The 19,837-nt window shown below is 60.6% G+C and carries 20 protein-coding genes, 1 tRNA gene and 1 pseudogene; 11 read left to right on the forward strand and 11 right to left on the reverse strand.

All coding sequences use genetic code 11. The annotated features are described in order from the left end of the window. Positions 1 to 14 precede the first annotated feature (14 nt). From ACR3FE_RS09255 to ACR3FE_RS09280, 6 genes are all read right to left on the reverse strand, one after another. Positions 15 to 1,112: an aminopeptidase gene (locus tag ACR3FE_RS09255; RefSeq protein WP_458206824.1), complete on the reverse strand. Its 1,098-nt coding sequence runs from the start codon at positions 1,110 to 1,112 to the stop codon at positions 15 to 17. A gap of 38 nt (positions 1,113 to 1,150) precedes the next feature. Beyond that, a complete protein-coding gene (locus ACR3FE_RS09260) occupies positions 1,151 to 1,567 on the reverse strand; it encodes a CBS domain-containing protein (protein WP_458206825.1) in 417 nt (138 codons plus the stop codon). 29 nt (positions 1,568 to 1,596) lie between these two features. Continuing rightward, positions 1,597 to 2,418 carry a metal ABC transporter permease gene (locus tag ACR3FE_RS09265; protein WP_458207184.1) on the reverse strand — a complete coding sequence of 274 codons (822 nt, stop codon included), beginning with the start codon at positions 2,416 to 2,418 and terminating at the stop codon, positions 1,597 to 1,599. Beyond that, the gene (locus ACR3FE_RS09270) at positions 2,411 to 3,148 is read right to left on the reverse strand and encodes a metal ABC transporter ATP-binding protein (RefSeq protein ID WP_458206826.1); all 738 of its coding nucleotides are present in this window, start codon (positions 3,146 to 3,148) and stop codon (positions 2,411 to 2,413) included. The genes ACR3FE_RS09265 and ACR3FE_RS09270 overlap by 8 nt, the downstream gene beginning before the upstream one ends. Next, on the reverse strand, positions 3,145 to 4,209 hold the full coding sequence (locus ACR3FE_RS09275) for a metal ABC transporter substrate-binding protein (RefSeq protein WP_458206827.1): 1,065 nt from the start codon (positions 4,207 to 4,209) through the stop codon (positions 3,145 to 3,147). Before ACR3FE_RS09275 ends, ACR3FE_RS09270 begins: the two co-directional genes overlap by 4 nt. Before the next feature lie 181 nt (positions 4,210 to 4,390). Next, positions 4,391 to 7,009, reverse strand: a complete 2,619-nt coding sequence (locus tag ACR3FE_RS09280) for a valine--tRNA ligase (RefSeq protein ID WP_458206828.1) — start codon at positions 7,007 to 7,009, stop codon at positions 4,391 to 4,393. A 216-nt stretch (positions 7,010 to 7,225) separates the two neighbouring features. On the opposite strand from ACR3FE_RS09280, the gene ACR3FE_RS09285 reads away from it, so the two are divergent. From ACR3FE_RS09285 to gnd, 4 genes and pseudogenes are all read left to right on the forward strand, one after another. Next, positions 7,226 to 7,534 carry a hypothetical protein gene (locus tag ACR3FE_RS09285; protein ID WP_458206829.1) on the forward strand — a complete coding sequence of 103 codons (309 nt, stop codon included), beginning with the start codon at positions 7,226 to 7,228 and terminating at the stop codon, positions 7,532 to 7,534. A 31-nt stretch (positions 7,535 to 7,565) separates the two neighbouring features. Further along, on the forward strand, positions 7,566 to 8,069 hold the full coding sequence (locus ACR3FE_RS09290) for a cation:proton antiporter regulatory subunit (RefSeq protein WP_458206830.1): 504 nt from the start codon (positions 7,566 to 7,568) through the stop codon (positions 8,067 to 8,069). A gap of 2 nt (positions 8,070 to 8,071) precedes the next feature. Continuing rightward, a complete protein-coding gene (locus tag ACR3FE_RS09295) occupies positions 8,072 to 9,265 on the forward strand; it encodes a cation:proton antiporter (protein ID WP_458206831.1) in 1,194 nt (397 codons plus the stop codon). A gap of 51 nt (positions 9,266 to 9,316) precedes the next feature. After that, positions 9,317 to 10,225: pseudogene (gnd, locus tag ACR3FE_RS09300) on the forward strand (phosphogluconate dehydrogenase (NAD(+)-dependent, decarboxylating)); the annotation flags it as partial. 271 nt (positions 10,226 to 10,496) lie between these two features. On the opposite strand, the gene ACR3FE_RS09305 reads toward gnd, so the two are convergent. Further along, on the reverse strand, positions 10,497 to 11,333 hold the full coding sequence (locus tag ACR3FE_RS09305; RefSeq protein WP_458206832.1) for a methyltransferase domain-containing protein: 837 nt from the start codon (positions 11,331 to 11,333) through the stop codon (positions 10,497 to 10,499). Positions 11,334 to 11,594: 261 nt separating this feature from the next. Here ACR3FE_RS09305 and ACR3FE_RS09310 point away from each other — a divergent pair, with 261 nt between their 5' ends. The 5 genes from ACR3FE_RS09310 (at position 11,595) to ACR3FE_RS09330 (ending at position 14,707) form a co-directional block, all read left to right on the forward strand. After that, complete coding sequence (locus tag ACR3FE_RS09310) at positions 11,595 to 12,167, forward strand: 2Fe-2S iron-sulfur cluster-binding protein (RefSeq protein ID WP_458206833.1); 573 nt, start codon at positions 11,595 to 11,597, stop codon at positions 12,165 to 12,167. 78 nt (positions 12,168 to 12,245) lie between these two features. Further along, positions 12,246 to 13,664: an MATE family efflux transporter gene (locus ACR3FE_RS09315; protein WP_458206835.1), complete on the forward strand. Its 1,419-nt coding sequence runs from the start codon at positions 12,246 to 12,248 to the stop codon at positions 13,662 to 13,664. Positions 13,665 to 13,708: 44 nt separating this feature from the next. Continuing rightward, positions 13,709 to 13,781, forward strand: a tRNA-Arg gene (locus tag ACR3FE_RS09320). Continuing rightward, positions 13,781 to 14,284, forward strand: coding sequence for an ester cyclase (locus ACR3FE_RS09325; protein ID WP_458206836.1), 504 nt, complete (start codon positions 13,781 to 13,783; stop codon positions 14,282 to 14,284). Before ACR3FE_RS09320 ends, ACR3FE_RS09325 begins: the two co-directional genes overlap by 1 nt. 258 nt (positions 14,285 to 14,542) lie before the next feature. Continuing rightward, on the forward strand, positions 14,543 to 14,707 hold the full coding sequence (locus ACR3FE_RS09330) for a hypothetical protein (RefSeq protein WP_458206837.1): 165 nt from the start codon (positions 14,543 to 14,545) through the stop codon (positions 14,705 to 14,707). A gap of 192 nt (positions 14,708 to 14,899) precedes the next feature. Here the strand turns inward: ACR3FE_RS09330 and ACR3FE_RS09335 are convergent, their stop codons facing one another. From ACR3FE_RS09335 to ACR3FE_RS09345, 3 genes are all read right to left on the reverse strand, one after another. Further along, complete coding sequence (locus ACR3FE_RS09335) at positions 14,900 to 15,148, reverse strand: hypothetical protein (RefSeq protein WP_458206838.1); 249 nt, start codon at positions 15,146 to 15,148, stop codon at positions 14,900 to 14,902. A 489-nt stretch (positions 15,149 to 15,637) separates the two neighbouring features. Beyond that, a complete protein-coding gene (locus tag ACR3FE_RS09340) occupies positions 15,638 to 15,931 on the reverse strand; it encodes a hypothetical protein (protein ID WP_458206839.1) in 294 nt (97 codons plus the stop codon). After that, on the reverse strand, positions 15,932 to 16,240 hold the full coding sequence (locus tag ACR3FE_RS09345) for a hypothetical protein (RefSeq protein WP_458206840.1): 309 nt from the start codon (positions 16,238 to 16,240) through the stop codon (positions 15,932 to 15,934). It lies immediately after the preceding gene. A 16-nt stretch (positions 16,241 to 16,256) separates the two neighbouring features. Between ACR3FE_RS09345 and ACR3FE_RS09350 the strand changes: the two genes are divergently transcribed. Beyond that, on the forward strand, positions 16,257 to 16,967 hold the full coding sequence (locus tag ACR3FE_RS09350; RefSeq protein WP_458206841.1) for a hypothetical protein: 711 nt from the start codon (positions 16,257 to 16,259) through the stop codon (positions 16,965 to 16,967). 353 nt (positions 16,968 to 17,320) lie between these two features. Here ACR3FE_RS09350 and ACR3FE_RS09355 read toward each other — a convergent pair whose 3' ends face one another. Beyond that, positions 17,321 to 18,640, reverse strand: coding sequence for a 5'-deoxyadenosine deaminase (locus ACR3FE_RS09355; RefSeq protein ID WP_458206842.1), 1,320 nt, complete (start codon positions 18,638 to 18,640; stop codon positions 17,321 to 17,323). A gap of 150 nt (positions 18,641 to 18,790) precedes the next feature. Between ACR3FE_RS09355 and ACR3FE_RS09360 the strand changes: the two genes are divergently transcribed. Further along, positions 18,791 to 19,813, forward strand: a complete 1,023-nt coding sequence (locus ACR3FE_RS09360; protein ID WP_458206843.1) for a restriction endonuclease — start codon at positions 18,791 to 18,793, stop codon at positions 19,811 to 19,813. The last annotated feature ends 24 nt before the right edge of the window (positions 19,814 to 19,837 follow it).

Raw genomic sequence — 19,837 nt, forward strand, 5'->3', positions numbered from 1 at the left:
TCGCCCAGCTGAAATCAGTTCTCGAACCCGTCTTCGAACCGGAACGTTCCGTCGCGCTGGACGACCTGACCGTCCACTTCCAACCGCGAACTCTCGCTCACGTCGGTGATCATATCGACGTGTACTGCGCTGTCGTTGCCCGACTCTCCCTCCGGCAGGCAGGAATCGTAGGCCCGACCGACCGCGAGGTGGATGGTGTCGCCCATCTTCTCGTCGAAGAGGATGTTGTCGGTGAAGCGGTCGATACCCCGATTCATCCCGATGCCGAGTTCGCCGAGTCTGCGTGCGCCATCGTCTGCGTCGAGGATCTCTGCCAGTATGTCTTCGCCGATCTCGGCACTGAAATCGACCACTTCACCGTCTTCGAAGGTGAGGTGGACGTTCTGGATGCGCCTGCCCTGATGGGTCATCGGCACGTCGAAGAACACCTCTCCCTCGGTGGCGTAGGGGGCAGTGAACACCTCGCCACTGGGGAGGTTGTGCGAGTCGTAGGCGACCGACGCACAGCTGTTGACAGCGGTTCGGTCCTCGATGGACATCGTGATGTCGGTGTTCTCCTTGACGATTCGGACCTCGCTTCCCTCGTCCAGTATCGTCTTCATCTTCTCCATCTCGTCGGCGAGCGATTCCCAATCGTGGAGGACGGCGTCGTACACGAAATCCTGGTACTCTTCGTAGGCCATCCCCGCCTGCTGTGCGTGGGCACGTGTGGGATGCAGCGTTGCAACCCAATCGGTTTCGAGCCACGCTCCTCGAATTCCCGTCCGGGCCTTCGAGTGTTCCTGCTGTACCGCTCCGGGAACGTCGGCCTCCGCCATCGTGTTCGTGCTCCCCCCGAGTCGAAGCACCACGTCGGCGTTCTCGTACATCGCCAGTTCGTGTGCAGGGTCTTCGTCGAAATCTCCCTCGTGTGCCCGGAGATATGCTCGCTCGACCTCCTCCGATTTGTACACCGTCAGTAGATTCGCATCGTGCTCGCCGACCTTCTCGCCGACCGCGACCGCGAGGTCATGTGCGCCCTCGTCGACGAGAACGACGACATCGTCACCTGCCTCGACCCGCGCGCTCCAGTCGACCAGCACCTCGGCATGTTTGTGGATCCGTTCGTCCATACCCGACAGTCGAAGGCCGGAAGAAAAGTCCCCGCGATTCAGAACCGCGGCGATTGCTCTTCGACGACATCTGCGACTTCGTCCAACTCGTCGGCCAACGTAACGAGCACGTCGTCGAGCGTGACGATACCGGTGAGCCGTCCACCTTCGACGACCGGCACCCGCCGAATCGCGGCGTCGTCCATCCGCTCGACCAGGTCGTGAACGCTCGCGTCAGATTCGATGGTTATCGGATCGCGGGTCATCACGTCGCCGACCGTCCGACTCGATGCGTCGGCTTCATCTCTCAACGAGAGTGCTATCTGTCGATCGGTGACGATTCCGACCGGTTGGTCACCATCGACGATGGGAACGCAACCGACGTTCTCGTCGGCCATCGTCGTGGCGATATCCGGGAGCGTGCTGTCTTCGGTAGCTGTCACTACGTCCGTCGTTGCGATATCGGTAACTGGCATTGTTCCCCCGGACGGGAATCGACGGGAAATCACCTAAAGACGACGGCCACCATCGCATACGCAGCGATTGCTGCCAGTACGATAGTTCCGCCAGCGGCCAGTCCGTGGGCGTACGACAGCGTGATTCCGACGACGACGGCTATTTCTCCGACGACGACACCCAGGACGAGCGACTGTCGGAAACTGCGAGCGACTTGCGACGCTGTGGCGACGGGAACCACCAACATCGCCGCAACGAGGATGACGCCCATGATTTGCATGGCCGCGACGACGACCAATGCGGTCAGCACGACGAGCAAACGGTTGTACCGCCGTACCGGGATACCCGAAACTCGGGCCGCTGTTTCGTCGAATGTAACGGCGAACAGTTGTCGTCGCGTTAGACCGACGATACCGACGACGAGTGTCGAGAGTGCGATCATCACCGAGACGTTCTCCGATGTAACCGTCGCCAAACTTCCGAATAGATACTGGTCGATACCCACCGCGATTCCACCATCGGAGAGACTGATGAGCACGCTTCCGAGAGCGAACCCGCCCGACAGCACGATAGCCATCGGCACGTCACCGTAGGCGTCAGTGTGCTCTGCAAGCGCCTGTATCGCCAGTGCTGCGATCACCGAGACCACGAGTGCGGTGAGATACGGCGAAACCACGACGTTCACGCTTCCGAGAAACAGTCCGACCGCGACACCAGCGAACGCCGAGTGAGCCAACGTATCTCCGATGAGAGCCATTCCTCGGTGGACGAGAAACGACCCGACGAGTGGTGCGACGAGACCCACGCAGAGTCCCGCGACGAACGCGAGGCGCATGAACCGATAGCCGAGCATCTCCGTGAGATCAATCATGGTCGTGGAGGAGTTGTCGCTGATTCGCGCCGTAGGCATCCGCCAGTACGTCGCTAGCTTCGAACTCGTCGGTACTGCCGTGGAAGTACAGCTTTCTGTTTAGACAGGCGATCCTGTCCGCGTGTTCGGTGACGACGCCGATATCGTGCTCGACGAGAACGACGGCCAATCCGTTCCGATTTAGGTCGTGTAGCAGTCTATAAAACGCCTCTCGTGATTCAGCATCGACGCCGACGGTCGGCTCGTCCAGCACGAGTATCTCCGCATCGGCGGCCAGCGCGCGGGCGATGAACACGCGCTGTTGCTGTCCGCCTGAGAGTCGGGCGACACGGCGGTTAGCAAGATTGGCGATTCCGACCGTTTCCATCGCATGCTCGATGGCGTCGCGGTCTTGCTCTCCGACGAATCCGAATCCGAGGTGGGAACTTCGACCCGCAGAGACGACTTCTTCCACTGTCACGGGCATCCCCGAAACCGCCGCCACGTTCTGTGCGACGTAGCCGACCCGTCCGCCCTTTCTGCCCTTTCGGGGCGGTTCGCCGAACAGTCGAACCGTCCCTTCGTCAGGGTCGCGTAGACCGAGGACGAGTTCGAGAAGTGTGCTCTTACCGGACCCGTTCGGTCCGACGAGTCCGATAAATTCGCCGTCTTTCACCGCCAGTGAAACGTCCGAAAGAACCGGTTGGTCGCCGTATCCGAACGTCACCGAGTCGACTTCGACGACCGTCATTTCGCCCCCAATGCCGTCTTCAGGGAGGGGCGGTTCACTCGTTCCATGATTTCGACGTAGCCCCAGTCTTTTCGGTTCCACTCCTTCGTCACGCCGGGGATCGGCGTGATGGGGAGGTGGTCTTTCGCGTCGGTTTCGGCGACGAGTTGCGTTGCAGCCCTGTCGGATTCGAACACCGGTGCGAGAACGTGTTCGATGTCGTGCTCTTCGATGATATTCTGCGCGCGCTGCACGTCCTTCGGACTCGGCGAGGCATCCGGTGCGAGTCCGGTCAGCGCGTGAATCTCGAATCCGTATCGCGCTCCGAGATACTGGAAGGCGTTGTGGCCCGCGACGAGAACCGCGTCTCTGTTCCTCGATTCGAGCTCGGACTCGAACGTTGCGTCGAGTTCGTCCAGTCGGTTTCGATAGTTCGCCGCGTTCTCAGCGATTGCATCGTCGGAAACGCCGTCCGTTCCCGAAAGATCATCTTCGATGGTCGAAACGGCCTGTTTCGCTCTCTGTGGGTCGAGCCAGAAGTGAGGGTCACTCGCTTCGTGGTCGTGTCCCCCTTCGTCCTTTTCGTGGTCGGTATCGGTTTCGTCCCCGTGATTTCCCCCACTGTGCTCGTTTCCTTCTCCGTGGTTCTCACCCCCTTCGTGATGTTCGTCTGCGCCGCCCCCGACGTGGCCCGGTGCGGGTAGGAAGTCGATCCCGTGTCTGGCCTCGACGATGGTGATCTCGGGCCGTTCTTCTCTTACGTTCTTCACCATCTTGTCGGCCCACGGTTGGAACCCCTCGCCCATGTAGACGAGTGCATCGGATTCGAGTGCATCCCGCTGTACCCGTGCTGACGGTTCCCATCCGTGTCCATGCTGACCGATCGGCACCAAACTCTCGACGGTTTTGGCATCTCTCTCGACGTTTCGGACAAAATCGGTCAAGACGAAAAACGACGTGCGTATCGTGGTAGAACCATCCGCGTTTTTTCCGGTTGAGGAACCGAGACAGCCACCAACGGTTCCACTTGCAAACATCGCAGCCCCGATCTTGATCGCGTGTCTTCGAGCGAGTTTCGTCATCTGAATATTACTAACTTCGACACCATAATTAATAAATACTGCTATATAGTGTCTATGAGTTGTTAATCCGCTGTTCGCTCGCTCGAATAGCACGAATGTCGAGCATCGCCTCTGGTTCGGTGGCGTCACGTTGGTCTGTCGTGCGTCGAAAAAACAGAACGGCAGTCGTTCGAGGGACGTTTCAGGGGAAGACGAGCACGGTCGCGTGCTCGGTTTCGAGCACTTCGACCTCTTCGCCGCTCTCCGCGCGGTACTCTTCTTCGATCTCCACCCAGTCGCCGTCGAGGGTGACCTCTTCGCCCGCCGCGTCCAGCGTGATCTCGCCGTGGGTGTCCAACTGAGCTTTGAGTTCGGCAGGGTCGGTCGATTCCAGTGCACCGATGACTGCGCCTGCTTTATCACGGAACTTCGGCCCGATAGATGCGTGGTCGGGAGAGACCCCGACAGGAGCGAGTTCGACGTTCGGTCTGCCCGCTTCGAGGTAGACCGGGCCGTTCACCGCCTCGCTCAGGTCGTACGTGTCGGGGTTACGTTCCGCGTCAGCGTACAGTTCGATACGGTCGAGTTCCTGATTGAGCGCCATCCCCTCGTCGGATTTCCACGCTCGAATTTCGCTCGCAACCTCGGCGATGATCTCGCCAGCGAGCTCGGCTTCCTCGTCGTGCATCTCCACGTCGGGCCACTCGGCCCGGTGGACGCTTCCCTCGGTTCCGGGGAGGTGGCTGTAGATCTCCTCGGTGAGGAACGGCGAGAACGGTGAGAGCATCCGAGCGACCGCCGAGACACAGGTGTAGAGTGCGTGGCGGGCAGCGTTTCGTTCTCCGGGTCGACCTTCGTATAGTCGTCCCTTGACGAGTTCGAGGTAATCGTCTGCGAGGTCCTCCCAGACGAACTCACGGAGCGTGCGGAGTGCGGAGTCGAAGCGGTACGCCTCCATGTCCTCGCTCACTTTCTGGGCCGTCTGGGACAACCGCGACAGCACCCAACGGTCTGCGTCACGGTACGCCGGATCGGTGACGTTCGGTGTGTTCTCGTCGAAGTGATTCGCGGAGAACTGGAAGATGTTCCACACCTTCGTCAGGAAGCGGGAGGCGGATTTGACCTCCTTCCACTGGAACTGGATGTCGCTACCCGGTTGCCCGCCGAGTGCGAGCGACTGTCGGAAGGCGTCCGCGCTATGTTTCTCGACCGCTTCGGTCGGCGCAACGACGTTCCCTTGGGATTTGCTCATCTTGTTCCCGTCCGGACCGAACACCATCCCGTTGATGAGGATGCTGTCCCACGGGCGCTTGCCCGTGAGTTTCCCCACACGGAGGAGGGTGTAGAACGCCCACGTTCGGATGATGTCGTGTCCCTGTGGGCGGAGCGCCACGGGTTCGAACTCGTCCAGGTCGAGGTGGTCGGGCCACCCGGAGATGTGGAGCGGGGTGATAGAGGAGTCCATCCACGTATCCATCACGTCCGTCTCGCCTGTCCACGAGTCAGCCCCGCACTCGGGACAGTCACCGATTTCCGGGCCGGTTTCAGTCGGATCGACGGGGAGTTCGTCGACCTCGGCGATGTGCCAGTGGCCGCACTCTTCACACTCCCACGCGGGGATCGGCGTGGCGAACACGCGCTGGCGGGAGATGACCCAGTCCCATCCCATGCCCTCGGTCCACTCTTCGAGACGCGAGTGCATGTGGTCGGGAATCCACTCGACCTCTGCTGCCTTCTCCAGAATCTCGTCGGGGTGAACCTCGACGAACCACTGCTCTTTCGAGAGGATCTCGATGGGTGTATCACAGCGCCAGCAGGTGCCGACGGACTGCTCTGTCGGTTCGGAGTCGTTCAGATACCCCTCCTCGTCCAGCGTCTCGGCGACTTCTCCTTTCGCTTCTTCGATGGTCAGTCCCTCGAACTCGTTTGCGAGTTCGTTCAGGCGACCGTCCTCGGTGAACACCGGACGCAGGTCGAGGTCGTGTTCGACCCACCAGTCGACGTCCTGTTTGTCGCCGAAGGTACAGATCATCACCGCACCGGTTCCGAAGTCGCCATCGACGTCGTCGTCGCCGACGAGTTCGACTTCCTGCCCGAACAGGGGAACCTCGAACGTCTCGCCGATCCGGTCTTCGTAGCGTTCGTCCTCGGGATCGACGGCCATGCCGACGCAGGCCGAGAGCAGTTCGGGGCGCGTCGTTGCGATTTCTATCTCTTCGTTATCGACGCCCTCGAACGTGATGTAGTAGAGAGTCCCCGTCCGGTCTTCGTTCTCGACTTCCGCGTCGGCGATGGCGGTCTCACATCGTGGACACCAGTTGACGGGGTGTTCGTCGCGGTAGACGTACTCTTCCATCTCGACGAACGATTGCTGGGTCTTCGCCCAGTATTCGGAATCCATCGTCCGGAACTCGGCGTTCCAGTCGATAGAGAAGCCCAGCTCGTTCATCGTCTCTTTCATCGAGTCGATCTGCTCTTCGGTGTGCTCGATGCAGAGTTCGCGGAACTCCTCGCGTGACACGTCGGTTCGGTGAATGTCGTGATCCTCTTCGACTTTCACTTCGGTCGGCAGACCGTGGCAGTCCCAGCCCTGTGGGAAGAGAACCTGCTTCCCCTGAAGACGCTGGTACCGCGCTGCGAAGTCGATGTAACTCCACTGGAGACCGTGCCCGATGTGGAGGTTTCCTGTCGGGTACGGTGGTGGTGTGTCGATGACGTAGTCCAGGTCGCCATCGGGGGTGTACACGTCCGAGTCTTGCCACTCGTCGCGCCATTTTCGTTCGATACGGTCGGGTTCGTAGTCGGTTGGAACGTCAGTCATGTCAAATCGCTACCGCTGGATGGTCGATCGGCGAGAAATGCGGATAACTCGTCGTCTGCACTAGAGACGTACTACCGACACCATCGCGCTCATACCTGTGACTCTGCGCGCCTTCGCTGATAAAGGTTCCCGTCCGACGCCGCCTCGAAAACAACCTCGAACCGTCCGATCTGTCCAAATTAGAACGAACGCCGTGCGAGTCCTCATAGTATCGGGATGGTTTACTTCGAGCCCATCGACCTCCGGATATCGCCAGATGAAGCGACCGATATCGTCCGAAGAGAGGTGGACGCTCTTCGAGTGGTTCGGAACGACGGCGATATCGGGTTCCGAACGTCCACCGGGTTCGTTGTCATCACGATTCGACCGACTCCCGAGTCGGAGTCGGGGAAGGCAAAGGCGACGCTTCGGTACCGGGTCGATCCGAGACTGCCCATCTTTCTTCACGGACTGTCGAAGGGGGGCGAGAGTCGGGACGCGTTCGACGTGCATCGCGTGTCGGCGAATTGTCTCTCCGTAACGTGATTTTTATACTCTCCCATCCGTCTCATCCACTATGACCATCTACGAGTCCGAGATTCCCGGCGTCGGGCATAAGTTCGAACTCGAACTCGATGACGAAGAGCGACTCGTCGTCATCATCCACCACGACGGAAAACGTGAACTCTACCGGCGGCCATCGCCGAACGAGGACAGCGTCAAACTGGCCTCACTGACCGGGAAGAAGGCGCGACAGCTCGGTTCCATCCTCGAAGGTGCGTACTTCCAACCCGTCGAGATGGACGAACTGAGAGTCCCGCTCGGGGAGGCCATCATCGAGTGGGTCGAAGTCAAAGACGGGTCGCCGCTGGTCGGACGAACCTTGGCGGAGGCCGCGATTCGCCGACAGACGGGCGTCTCGGTCATCGCTATCCAACGCGGCGAGGAGACGATTGCGAACCCGGGCCCCGAGACGGAGATCGAACCCGGTGATATCCTGGTCGCCATCGGAACCCGTGAAGAGCAGGCGGAACTCACGGAGCTACTGAGCGCCAACGACGACGAGGATACGCAGTCCTGACGATGGCGGAGCCGCTCCTCGTCCAGTTCGGAATCGCAGTGACGGCCATCGCTCTTGTCGGCGCGCTCGCGGTTCGCGTCGGTCTCTCGGTCATCCCTGCATACATCGTCGTCGGCATCCTCGTCGGCCCGAACGAACCGACGAGCATCGGGGGTATCTCGCTTCGACTCGTTCAGACACACGAGTTCATCGACGTACTCGCGGAACTCGGAATCGTCTTTCTCCTCTTTTTCCTCGGGTTGGAGTTCAGCCTCGAACAACTCGTCAGCAACCGCGAGAGACTCGTCCGAATCGGTCTCGTGGACCTCGGTATCAACTTCCTACTCGGTCTCGGCCTCGGACTGTTCTTCGGCTTCTCGTGGCTCGAAGCGTTCTTCCTCGCGGGTATCGTATACATCTCGTCCAGCGCCGTGATCACGAAGTCGCTCATCGACGAGGGATGGATCGCGAACGCGGAGAGCGAACCGATCCTCGGAACCCTCGTCTTCGAAGACATCTTCATCGCCGTCTATCTGGCACTGCTCTCGGCAGTTGCGCTGGGTGAGGGGAGCGTTTCGGATGTCGCCCTCTCGGTCGGCACGGCGTTCGCCTTCCTCGCTGTTCTCGTCGCGGTCGCGTGGTACGGAACCGAGTACGTCGAACGACTTTTCAGCGTGTCGTCGAACGAACTGTTCCTGCTCAGGGTGACGGGCATAACCGTCCTCGTCGCTGGTGTCGCGTTGCTACTGGGCATCAGCGAGGCCGTCGCCGCCTTCTTCGTCGGGACGATGTTCGGTCGAACCGACCACGTCCAGCGTATCGAGCAGGTTCTGGCACCGTCCCGCGACCTGTTCGCCGCGGTCTTTTTCTTCTCCATCGGATTGACGACCAAAATAACCCTCTTGGCCGACGTTGCCGTGTTACTGACGGTGAGTGTCGTCGTTACGACCGTCGGAAAATTGGTGAGCGGGACGCTCTCGGGTGCGTTCTACGAACTCGACCGAAGGCGCTCGATTCGCGTCGGGCTCGGGATGGTTCCTCGGGGCGAGTTCTCGCTGGTGTTGGCAACGCTCGCCATGAGCGTCGATACGGGCGCGCTCGGTGAGCTGATACCAGCGTTCGCGGTGGGGTACGTCCTCGTCATGAGCATCCTCGGGACGCTGTTGATTCAGCACGCTGATAGGCTGACGAACGCGGTAGAGACGGTCGCATCGTAGCGAGTCGGCGTCTCGACTCCGCCCCGAACCGCAACCCCTACCACCCCTGGCACGCAGATTTCAGCCATGCAACTGGGCGTCATCGGACTGGGGCGTATGGGACGAATCGTGGTGGACAGAACCCTCGACGCCGGACACGACGTGGTCGCGTACGACGTGGCCGAGCAAGCGATCGAATCGGCGACAGAGGCGGGTGCGGAACCCGCGGATTCGGTGGCCGACCTCGCGGAGATACTCGGCGAGGAGAAACGGATATGGCTCATGGTGCCCGCCGGAGAGCCGGTGGACGCCGCACTGGAAGATCTGGAACCCTACCTCGGCGAGGACGACATCGTGGTCGATGGCGGCAACTCCTACTTCGAGGATTCCGTGCGCCGGGCCGAGACGACCCCGGCGGCTTACCTCGACTGCGGAACCAGCGGCGGCCCGGCGGGTGCCGAACTCGGCTTCTCGCTGATGGTCGGCGGCCCGGCGTGGGCCTACGACGAATTGACGCCGGTCTTCGACGCCGTGGCAACCGGGCCGGACGGTCACGACCGCATGGGCGAAGCCGGGTCGGGCCACTACGTGAAGATGGTTCACAACGGCGTCGAATACGCGCTGATGCAGACCTACGGCGAAGGGTTCGAACTCCTCCACGAAGGTCGGTACGACCTCGATCTGGAAGCTGTCGCCCGGACGTGGAACAACGGCGCGGTCATTCGCTCATGGCTCCTCGAACTCTGTGAAGAAGCGTTCCGCGAGGAGGGATCCGACCTGGGGGACGTTGCCGACCACATCGCGGGCGGTTCGACCGGCACTTGGACGGTACAGGAGGCACTGGAGCAGGAAGTACCGGTGCCACTCATCTATCAGTCGCTCGCCGAGCGCCACGGCAGTCGTACTGAGGGCCGTTTCTCGCGGCGACTGGCGAACCGACTGCGGTACGGATTCGGTCGGCACGAGGTTAAACGAGAGTAGTTTCCGAGAGCGACGAGTGGAACGAGGAGCGAGCGGACTCGGCGTGCACCGTGGGGAGCACCGAGGTTTTGGTCCAGATTTTGTAATCGGAGCGACCGAGCAATCGGTCGCTCCGTGCAGGAAAAGGTGGACGCGCTTCGGTCGGTACGAGGTCAGGCGAGAGTAGTCACCGGAAGCACGCAGTTCCCGTGAACGACCAGCGGGAGTGAACGGGGACAGCGAAGAGTGAGCGAGAACAGGAATCGCGAAATCGTGCGCGACTTTGCGCCGATCACCGACGTGCGACGACGACGTGTGCCTCCATCGGGAAGATGATGCCGTCGTCGTCCGTGTACTCTCGGAGTGTTTCTTCGACATCCCGAACCAGTGCTTCTCGCACGTCTCGCTCTAGCCCGCCGAGTGGCCCGGCTAACGGTGAACTCGCGGCCTCTCGGCGCACGAACTCCTCCGGAGACGGGTATCGCATGGGTTCGATACCGATAGTGATGGAGACGTCGTGGAATCCGGCGTCGCTAACGAGGTCGCGCAATTCGTTCATTCCCCACGAGGGAAACGGTGAGCGCATCATCGCCGCCGCCTCGTCGCCGATGTGGCGCTCCAGGGCGTCCGCCATCACGACGTAGCTGTGATTGAACTCGATGGGCCGCCAGACGCTGACTGCGAGGCGGCCATCGGGCACGAGGACGCGGTGCATCTTCTGTAGTGCGGTCGACGGGTTCGGCACGAACTGGAGAACTTGCTGGCAGAACACCGCGTCGAACGTCTCGTCAGAAAACGGGAGGTCGACGGCATCTCCTTCTCGCCACTCGACTACTGTGCCCTCGCCCGATGAGATCGTTTTCGCCACTTCGAGCATGGCCTCGTTGGGATCGAGTCCGATGACGGAGCCGTCGGGCCCTACTCTTCGAGCCGCACGTCGTGCGACGATTCCGGTTCCACATCCGACGTCGAGCGCACGGTTACCCGGCTCGAGACCAGCACGTTCGACGAGTTCGTCCGCCCAGGGTGCGAACATCCTCGGAACGAGGTATCGTTCGTACGATTCTGCGCTGTTGCCCCCAAGCTGCCAGCCGTCCGACGGTTGTTGAATCTCGTCTGTGTCTCTCATAGTACCTCTGAAGATATATCATGAATTACTATGAAACTAGCTTGCGGGATATTTCACAGTGCGAAAACGACGACGAGGTTGCTCGACGGTCGTCGTTTCCTTCGAAAAAATGACGTTTCCCACGCGAACGAGGTCGTTCGGTGATTCCAGCGATTCCTCCGATTCGGTTGTTGCCGTCGTACTTGCCGATGGTTCGGCAGCCTCCTTCGTGCTCGCGTCAATCACAATGCTGTTAAACCACCACTCCGTAGCCACCGCCATATGGTAAACGAACTGGGTCTGGGACTCGGGCTACTGCTCACGCTCACCGCAGTGGCTCTGCACTTCACCAAGGGAACCGAATGGCGCGTTGCTGACGACATCTCCCAGGAAGTGCTCGAAAAGCGTGCGGCGAGTGTCCCCGAAACCGACTTCCCCGAACCGATGAATCGCTCCATTGGTGGCGGCGGGGTCGCCGTCGGTGCCGGTGCGGAAGGCGAACTCGAAGGCGAGGAGGCTGAGGAAGAAGAGGAAGGCTTCGACCCTGCTGCCATCCCGGAAGACGAGGTCGAATACTACGAGGTCGAGTACGTCAAAGAAGGCTCGACGATCGAAGTCGCCAACAACGAAACGCTCCTCGAAGCGGGCGAAGACGAGGGTTGGGATCTGCCGTACTCCTGCCGTGAAGGCTCGTGTCTCTCCTGTGGTGCGAAGATCGCCGAGGGAGACCCCGAGGACATCGTCCACAGCAACAACGACACGCTCAGCGACGACGAACTCGATCAGGGGTACATTCTGTCTTGCACTGCGTATCCGAAGGCCGATATCAGCATCGAGACGAACGAGACTCCCTGACGATTTCTTTTCTCGCTGTTTCGATTCAACATTCGTAAGTCAAAGCGTTGAAATCCCTTCTAATCATGTAGAATACTAGTGGATAAAACGCAGGACACTATCACTGAAGGGAAGCTTTCGCGTCCACTGTTCAGTCTCGCGTGGCCCATCATCATCACCCAACTACTCCAGGTCGCCTACAATATCACCGACACCATCTGGCTGGGCCGGGTCTCGACCTCCGCAGTCGGTGCGCTCAGTCTCGCACTCCCCGTGAGCGTGCTCATCATCTCCATCAGCGGTGGCTTCACCGTCGCTGGCAGTACACTCGTCGCACAGTACACCGGGGCCGATAGCAACACCTCCGCCGGGGCGATCGCTGGACAGACCATCTCGTTCGTCGCCGGACTGGCGATCGTTCTCGGGATCGCGGGCTACTTTCTCGTCGATCCCCTCCTGGCGTTGTACCCCGCGCAGCAATCGACCGCCGAGACGGTCGTGCCGATGGCGGGCAACTACCTCCGGGTGTTGTTCCTCGGGACGCCCTTCATCTTCGGCTTCCACGTCTTCTCCGCGCTCATGCGCGGCCACGGCGACACGCGCCTCCCGATGCGCGTGATGACCGTCAGCGTCCTGCTGAACGTCGTCTTAGACCCCCTGTTCATCTTCGGCTGGGGGCCGATCGATGGGATGGCGATCCAGGGTGCGGCGATAGCGACCGTCCTCTCGCGCGGCGTTGCGACGGTCATCGGCGTGTACGTCCTGTTCGGAACGCCGTACGGCCCGGACGTACAGCTTCGACACCTCGTTCCCGATGCATCGAACATCTGGAATATCGTTCGCATCGGGACACCGAGTGCCCTGGAAGAGTCGTCCGGCGCGCTGGCGATGCTCACTCTCACGGCCATCATCGTCACGTTCGCGCCACCGGTCATCGCCGCCTACGGTCTCGGTAATCGCGTCGTCTCGCTCGTCTTCCTCCCCGCCGTAGAGTTGGGCCGGGCGACCAACACGATGGTCGGCCAGAACCTCGGGGCGAGGAACGTCGACCGGGCAGAACAGGCGGTCTGGCTCGCGGCGAAAGCAGGTTGTGCAGTGATGGTCGTGGTCGCTATCATCGCGGCTCTGTTCGCCGATACGTTCGTCGGCATCTTCCTGACCACCGGAACGCCGGACGCCGACCAGACGCTCCAATTAGCTGGGGAGTATCTCCGCATCCGAACCGTCGAGTTCGCGTTCATCGGCCTGTTCCACGTCCTCGTCGGTGCGTATCGCGGCGCGGGCAACACCAAGACCGCGATGGCGTTCTCGATGGTGACGCTGTGGTTCTGCCGCGTGCCTGCGGTGTACTATCTCGCCATCGTCCGCGACCTCGGACCGACGGGTATCTGGCTCGGTGTCGCTATCGGGCATATCATCGGTGCCATCGGCGCGGGCCTGTGGTTCACTCGCGGCACGTGGAAGCAAGCCGTCATCAGCGAGCCAGCGACGAGTTCACAGAGCAGTGTCGAGGATTGACCGGGTCAAAACCTTAATGCCGCCGGGAGAGTAGAACTGGGTGAGGGCGCGTAGCTCAGTGGACAGAGTTCTTGGTTCCGGACCAAGATGTCGCGGGTTCAAATCCCGTCGCGCCCGTGCACTCGCGGGTCGATTCGAATCCAATCGCCTGCGGCGGGTTCCTTGTCTGGAACCAGGGCAACTTCGACCACATCGACGAACTAATGTCTGAAGAATACGTCGGACATTGGTTCGGCTTCGAGGGCGAATCCGTCTATCTCGACGGGTTCAAGGAGTTCATCCGTGCGGTGCGGACCGGGTTCCCGGACTTGGAGATGACCGTCGAGTTCATGTTCGCCGAGGAGGACATGATTGCCATTGGATTCACCGTTGTCGGCACCCACGAGGGGGAATTCATGGGAGTTCCCCCGACTGGGAAGGCGGGTAACCCAGTGCCGGGCATCATGGTTCACCGATTCGAGGACGGGAAGGTCGTCGAAGGATGGGCGGTTTGGGACTCGCTCGGCCTCATGCAGCAACTCGGCGTCATCCCCGAGAAGTTTAGCCTCGCAAGCTTCCTCGAAACGACCCTCAACCTCACCAAACAGGACGTTCTCAAGCGTACCGGGCGTAACGCCTGATTCGACTGAGACCACTTTTTCACCCGGACTGATGCTCACTGCGAACCAGTCCCCGGTATGTTGGCGTACTCTAAGTGGAATGTATTCGAAAATTCTACATTGTCAAGGAACTGCAGCCAGTACTCCATTGTCTCGCGCTCCGTATGCCGGTCGTCGACTTCGTCCACTTCCACTTTGGATAAGGATTTAATTTAATTAGAATACGATTAATTTGTAAAGATGTGACTCGAGGGGCAACACGCCCTCGAGAGGAGTACTATGACATCGAAACCACGCCCAGCAGTCCCCGACCGTGTTCGAAGCGCCGGTGTCCCTGCAGCACTCATCGCCGGTGGTTTCAGCCTCTGGCAGACGAATCGCACGCTCGCGACCGCATTCATCGCCCTTGGCATCCTCACGTGGCTCGTCGTCCAGCGGGTATAACGATGCACGTCATTCCCCGGCGAACTCATCCGCCTGTAACTTTGGGGGTGGCGGCGCAACCGTCTGCATCACCCGAAAAAGAACTATTCGACAGCAAAGGTGACGAGCGACGCACCCACGATTCTATGTGGTGATGGGCACGCACTGACCTCCCTGAAGGAGGCTGGACTCTCTTGGAGTTCAAACAACTAATTATGTCTGGGTCTTCACGGTGGCCGGACGGAGGTCACCTTCGTTGCGCCGCCAGAGTTTGTAGCGGTGCAGGTCACGCCCGGTGAGCGTGTTCAGGTTGTCGATGTCCTGCTCGTCACACCAGCGCAGGAAGTGGCCGAGCCGCGATGAGTGACTGTAGATAGTGGCGGTCGAGAGTTCGGTGCGTTTTTCGTCCAGGTACCAGTCAACGGCGTCCTGTGGCGCTATCGGTTCGAGGTCTGTGGTCAAGATTGCCTCGCAAACCGAGGGGACGGTATCGGCTGGCCCGTAGCTCGATTGAACGCGAGCTTTGGTTCCCCACGGTGCGGAAGCGCAGGCGCTGTGCGCCGAGTACCGCGTGATGTCGCGGGTGAGCGGTGCAGCGCCGGTGGCGCGAACCGCGAGTCACGGAAGGGGTTCTGAAACTTGTTTTCAGGTTCCCTTCCGGTGGTTCAAATCCCGTCGCGCCCGTAAGCCGAAACCGAGCACCGCAACGGATTCGAGGTACAGGAGAGGCAGTACTATTCTGTGGGACTGGGCGACCGATGAGTGTTACCAATATGACCAGGGGCTCCAGAAACTGATCCTCCTCTTGATTGTGGCTATTTCGATATCTAATGCCGATATATCGGATTTTATACTGCGTATTTATAAATACGGTTGGAAAAAGGATTATGTGTATCGTCCAGAATGGGTAAGAAAATGGTCCCCCTCCGAATTTCAGGTCTCGACGACAGGTTACGCATACCACATGATATCTGCGCCCTCAGCAGCGTGCTGCTGCTCGGGCTGCTCTAGATCGAGGCGATTCCCCTCCCCATCCAGCCCTACATCGCTCCAGCAACCTCGTTGCTCGCGCTTGTACTGTTTCCTCTGTTGTTGTCTCGGCAGCGCACCCTCCGCCCCTCCCCGTTGTGGGGTGCGCTGTCGCTCTTCGTTGGGTATACGTTCGTGCTCTCGCTTCTCGCCGTGACCATCGATGTCCTCGTCGGTGGTGCTGGCTTGAATCGAGTGTGGCTGTTCGGACGGCAACTAGTGGCTCTCAGTAGCGGTGTCGCCGTCTTCTACGTGCTCAGACGTGCCCTGTCGGTCGTCGAGACCGAGACGATACTGCGAAGCATCCTCGTCGGTGGGCTTCCCTCCCTCGGCGCTGCCTGGCTTACTCTCGGCTGGCAGGCGACCCACTTCGACGCGCTCGCTGTGATTCCACTGGTGTTCCGGGGATTCGCCTCGACTGGATACGACGGGTTGACCCGCACCTCCAGGTTGATGAGCGAGCCCGCGCACTTCGCGTTCTTTCTGATCGCACTCTTGCTCCCGATCTGCCTGCTCGGATATCACCGCGCACAGACGACGAATGACCGCCGACTGTGGGGCGGTGCTCTCATCGCGCTCGCCGGGGCTTTCATCGGCACGCTTCTCGACATCCGGTGTCCTCCTCCTCGTAGTCTTCGTGGGGGCGATCACGCTGCTGAGCGGAAACTGGAAGCTCATGGGTGTCGGCCTGGTGGTCTGTGGTCTGGGTGCAGGGCTATTCGTGCTTGCGTTCCCTGGGACGTATCTCGCGTATCAGCTCACGAACCTCGTGACTGGCTCTTGGGGCACGTCGATACTCACGCGATTTTATTCGACGATCGGGCCTTTCATCACCGCGTTCTCGTCTATCCACGGGTTCGTTGGCTACGGCCTCGGTGGGACGAATCACCACATCCAGGCGATCGTCCCGCCGGACGGCGTCGCTCGCCTGGCAAAGGTCTCGTGGGAAAACTCCGTGAACCTGAAAACGTTGATCGGGCGGCTCACCGCTGAAACGGGGATCATCGGGGTGAGCCTGTTCGGGATCACTCTGACGATGGCCTATTTCGAACTTGCTCGCCTGAATCGCTCGTTCACACCAACGACGTGGTCAGTGTCGGCGCGGGTCATCTTGGCGGGGCTCGTCACGACCGTCTTCGGGCACGGCATCGCCATGGGTTCGTTTGCGATCCCCTTCCTCTGGTTCTGGCTTGCGCTCGTCGACGTCCAACATCTGCAATCACCTACCTATGACGGGCTAGCGGATATCTGACCATCCCCGTACCTCTGTATTATCGCAGACAGACGAACTTCAGTCATGCCCGTTACGTTCTACACCGGCTATCACACGACACCAGACAGGCAGTCCCTACCGTCTCCACAGGTGGTGAGTAACTAACATATTCCATACCTACACGATCACCTAGCACCTGCAGAGAGACCCCGAGTACCCCATCCGCGACCCTGCCGACTGCCCGACCGTTCGCCAGACACGTGACGGCGAGTGGATCGCCAGAGACGCTGACGGACACTTCGCACGCGGTTCGACCCCTGCCGCAGCGATAGCCACGCTCAGGAAGTGATTCTCAGAAAAGAGTCCGACACTGCGGTCCCGTAGTGTCGGACTCAGAACACGCCGCTTTCCGGAGCCACGTCCAGTCCTGCGGCGATCTCGTTCGCCTCCGCTCGAATCGCGTCGGCGTCGGCGACGACCACCTCACCGTCCTGCTGGAGCACCTTTCCGGCGACCATCGTGAACTCCACGTCGTCGCCGTGGGCAGCAAAGACGGCGTGCGAGAGGGGGTCGTACAGCGGCGTGGCACGAGTCAGGTCGGTCGTCAGGCCGACGATGTCGGCCTGCCAGCCCTCGCGAAGCTTCCCGACGCGCTCGAATCCGGCGGCGCGGGCACCATTTATCGTCGCCATCTCGAAGATGGTCTGGGTGGGGGTTGCCCGCGCGTCGAGTTCGCCGACCTTCTGAAGGAGGCTGGCCTGTCGCATCTCGGTGAAGGGGTCGAGCGTGTTGTTGCAGGGCGGGCCGTCGTTCCCGAGCGCGACGTTGATGCCCCGGTCGAGATATTCGACGACCGGTGCGATGCCACTGGCGAGTTTCATGTTCGAGGAGGGGCAGTAGGTGACGTGCGTGCCGGTTTCGGCGAGCACGTCGCGCTCCGATTCGTCCGTCCAGACGCAGTGGGCGAGCACCACGTCCTCGCCGGTCAGTCCGACCTCGTCCAGCCAGTGGATGTTGCGGTGACCCGTCTCGGCTTCGACGGTGGCGACCTCGTCGCGGTTCTCGCTCGCGTGGGTGTGGATACGCACGCCTTCGTGGTCGTCCGCGAGGCGGCGCACGCCCCGGAGACAGTCTTCCGAACAGGTGACGGCGAATCGCGGCGTCACGGCGTAGCGAATCAAGCCGTCGTTCGTGCCGTGATAGCGGTCGATGAGTCGTTCGGTCTCCCGAAGTCCGGCATCGGTGTCCTCCCGCAGTCCGTCGGGGGCGTTCTTGTCCATCAGCACCTTCCCGAGGCGACCCCGGATACCCATCTCGATGGCGGCCTCGAAGGCCCGGTCGGCGTGCCGAACCGAGAGGTGGTCGATACAGGTGGTCGTCCCGCTCTCGACGAGTTCGAGGTAGCCCAGTTTCGCGGCGACGGCCATCTCGTCGGCGTCGAGGCCAGCCTCCATCGGGAGGACGTACTCGAAGAGCCAGTCGAGGAGTTCGGTGTCGTCGGCGATACCTCGCCCGAGACTCTGTACCGAGTGGACGTGCCCCCCGACTAGCCCCGGCATCAGAACGTCGTACTCGTCCACGTCGTGGTCGGGATAGCTGTCGAGTACGTCCGGTCGCTCGCCGACTGCCTCGATGGTATCGCCGTCCACGACGACCGCCCCGTCGTCGATGATCGTCGTCGCGTCGGCGATTACCGTTCCGGTCAGTATCATATGTTCGATTTCTACCGTCTCCAACGGTGGGCCTGACGGTCATGAGTACTTCGGTTTCGGCATCTGTGTGGATCGTGGCATCTGCGTTGAACCGGTCGAACTGGTCGCCCGTTCACCCATCTATTTCAGCCAGTGGTCGAATCGTCCCGTATGCAAACGGCGGCGATGCGGGACACTGTTCGAGACCGGACGTTCGAGGTGTCCCCGTCGGAATTCGAAGTGCTCTGTAAGATGGTGCTCGTCCGGAAACTCGATACCGAGTCGCTTCGGGTGACTGCGTTCCAGAACGACGCCGGTATCGATATCGAGGGAATCATCGACGAAGAGTTACTCCGTGCTCGGCTAGGAGTGCAAGTCAAACGATACGCGGAGGGAAACTCGGTCGGATTGAGTTACATCCAGCGGTTCGACGGTGCGCTTAGGCAGGGAAATCACCAGATTGGGACACACATCACCACGAGTTCCTACACGAGTGGCGCTATCGACGCCGCAGACAGTTCCCACATTTGTCTCGTGGACGGGGAGCGACTCGCAGAACTCATGGTCGAACACGAGATCGGTGTCGAACGAACACACACCGGATGCGAACTCGATCCAGAGTTCTGGGCGGTGTTCGAGGAACCGGAACGCGACGATCAAGTTCCGACAATCGAAGTACCACTGGCGGATAGTTTCGACACGCTTCGGCGAGTGCTAGAAGCGATCGACACGACTGACGGATCGAAACACAAGATAACCGAGTATGTGCGGGGATCGACCGGTGATTCGTTCTCCCCACGGCATGCCGATCTGTACGCCACCGCGGGCTGGTTGCTCGGGTTCGCTCACAAGGAAACGCCGGTCGTCGTGGATGGCCGCGAACAGCGTCGATGGGGGCTGACACGCTCCGGTGTGGAGTATCTCGAACTTCTCGTAAGAGGCGACGACGAGGTCGCCACAGAACTTCTCGTCTCGGCCATCGCGAACGTCGAGATCGTCTCACGGGCTCGGGACGCCCTTTACGGACAGGGACGGTTGACTCGAGACCAACTCGTCGACGTACTCGAAACCGAGTCGGAGCTGTCACGGTCGAGTGCGAACCGGCGTGCGAGCACCGTGAAGAAGTGGCTCGCCATGCTCCCGGATGTCGAGGAACGACGCGATGGCCGCCAAACCGTACTCGTCCGTGTGTAAGCCGGTTTTCGAGGCGTTAGGCTG

The sequence above is a fragment of the Haladaptatus rarus genome (assembly GCF_054177585.1).

Bases quoted from the DNA above. Each gene is read 5' to 3' on its own strand.
- ACR3FE_RS09255 (WP_458206824.1), bottom strand. From the start codon at position 1,112: ATGGACGAACGGATCCACAAACATGCCGAGGTGCTGGTCGACTGGAGC.
- ACR3FE_RS09260 (WP_458206825.1), bottom strand. From the start codon at position 1,567: ATGCCAGTTACCGATATCGCAACGACGGACGTAGTGACAGCTACCGAA.
- ACR3FE_RS09265 (WP_458207184.1), bottom strand. From the start codon at position 2,418: ATGATTGATCTCACGGAGATGCTCGGCTATCGGTTCATGCGCCTCGCG.
- ACR3FE_RS09270 (WP_458206826.1), bottom strand. From the start codon at position 3,148: ATGACGGTCGTCGAAGTCGACTCGGTGACGTTCGGATACGGCGACCAA.
- ACR3FE_RS09275 (WP_458206827.1), bottom strand. From the start codon at position 4,209: ATGACGAAACTCGCTCGAAGACACGCGATCAAGATCGGGGCTGCGATG.
- ACR3FE_RS09280 (WP_458206828.1), bottom strand. From the start codon at position 7,009: ATGACTGACGTTCCAACCGACTACGAACCCGACCGTATCGAACGAAAA.
- ACR3FE_RS09285 (WP_458206829.1), top strand. From the start codon at position 7,226: ATGGTTTACTTCGAGCCCATCGACCTCCGGATATCGCCAGATGAAGCG.
- ACR3FE_RS09290 (WP_458206830.1), top strand. From the start codon at position 7,566: ATGACCATCTACGAGTCCGAGATTCCCGGCGTCGGGCATAAGTTCGAA.
- ACR3FE_RS09295 (WP_458206831.1), top strand. From the start codon at position 8,072: ATGGCGGAGCCGCTCCTCGTCCAGTTCGGAATCGCAGTGACGGCCATC.
- ACR3FE_RS09305 (WP_458206832.1), bottom strand. From the start codon at position 11,333: ATGAGAGACACAGACGAGATTCAACAACCGTCGGACGGCTGGCAGCTT.
- ACR3FE_RS09310 (WP_458206833.1), top strand. From the start codon at position 11,595: ATGGTAAACGAACTGGGTCTGGGACTCGGGCTACTGCTCACGCTCACC.
- ACR3FE_RS09330 (WP_458206837.1), top strand. From the start codon at position 14,543: ATGACATCGAAACCACGCCCAGCAGTCCCCGACCGTGTTCGAAGCGCC.
- ACR3FE_RS09350 (WP_458206841.1), top strand. From the start codon at position 16,257: ATGACCGCCGACTGTGGGGCGGTGCTCTCATCGCGCTCGCCGGGGCTT.
- ACR3FE_RS09355 (WP_458206842.1), bottom strand. From the start codon at position 18,640: ATGATACTGACCGGAACGGTAATCGCCGACGCGACGACGATCATCGAC.
- ACR3FE_RS09360 (WP_458206843.1), top strand. From the start codon at position 18,791: ATGCAAACGGCGGCGATGCGGGACACTGTTCGAGACCGGACGTTCGAG.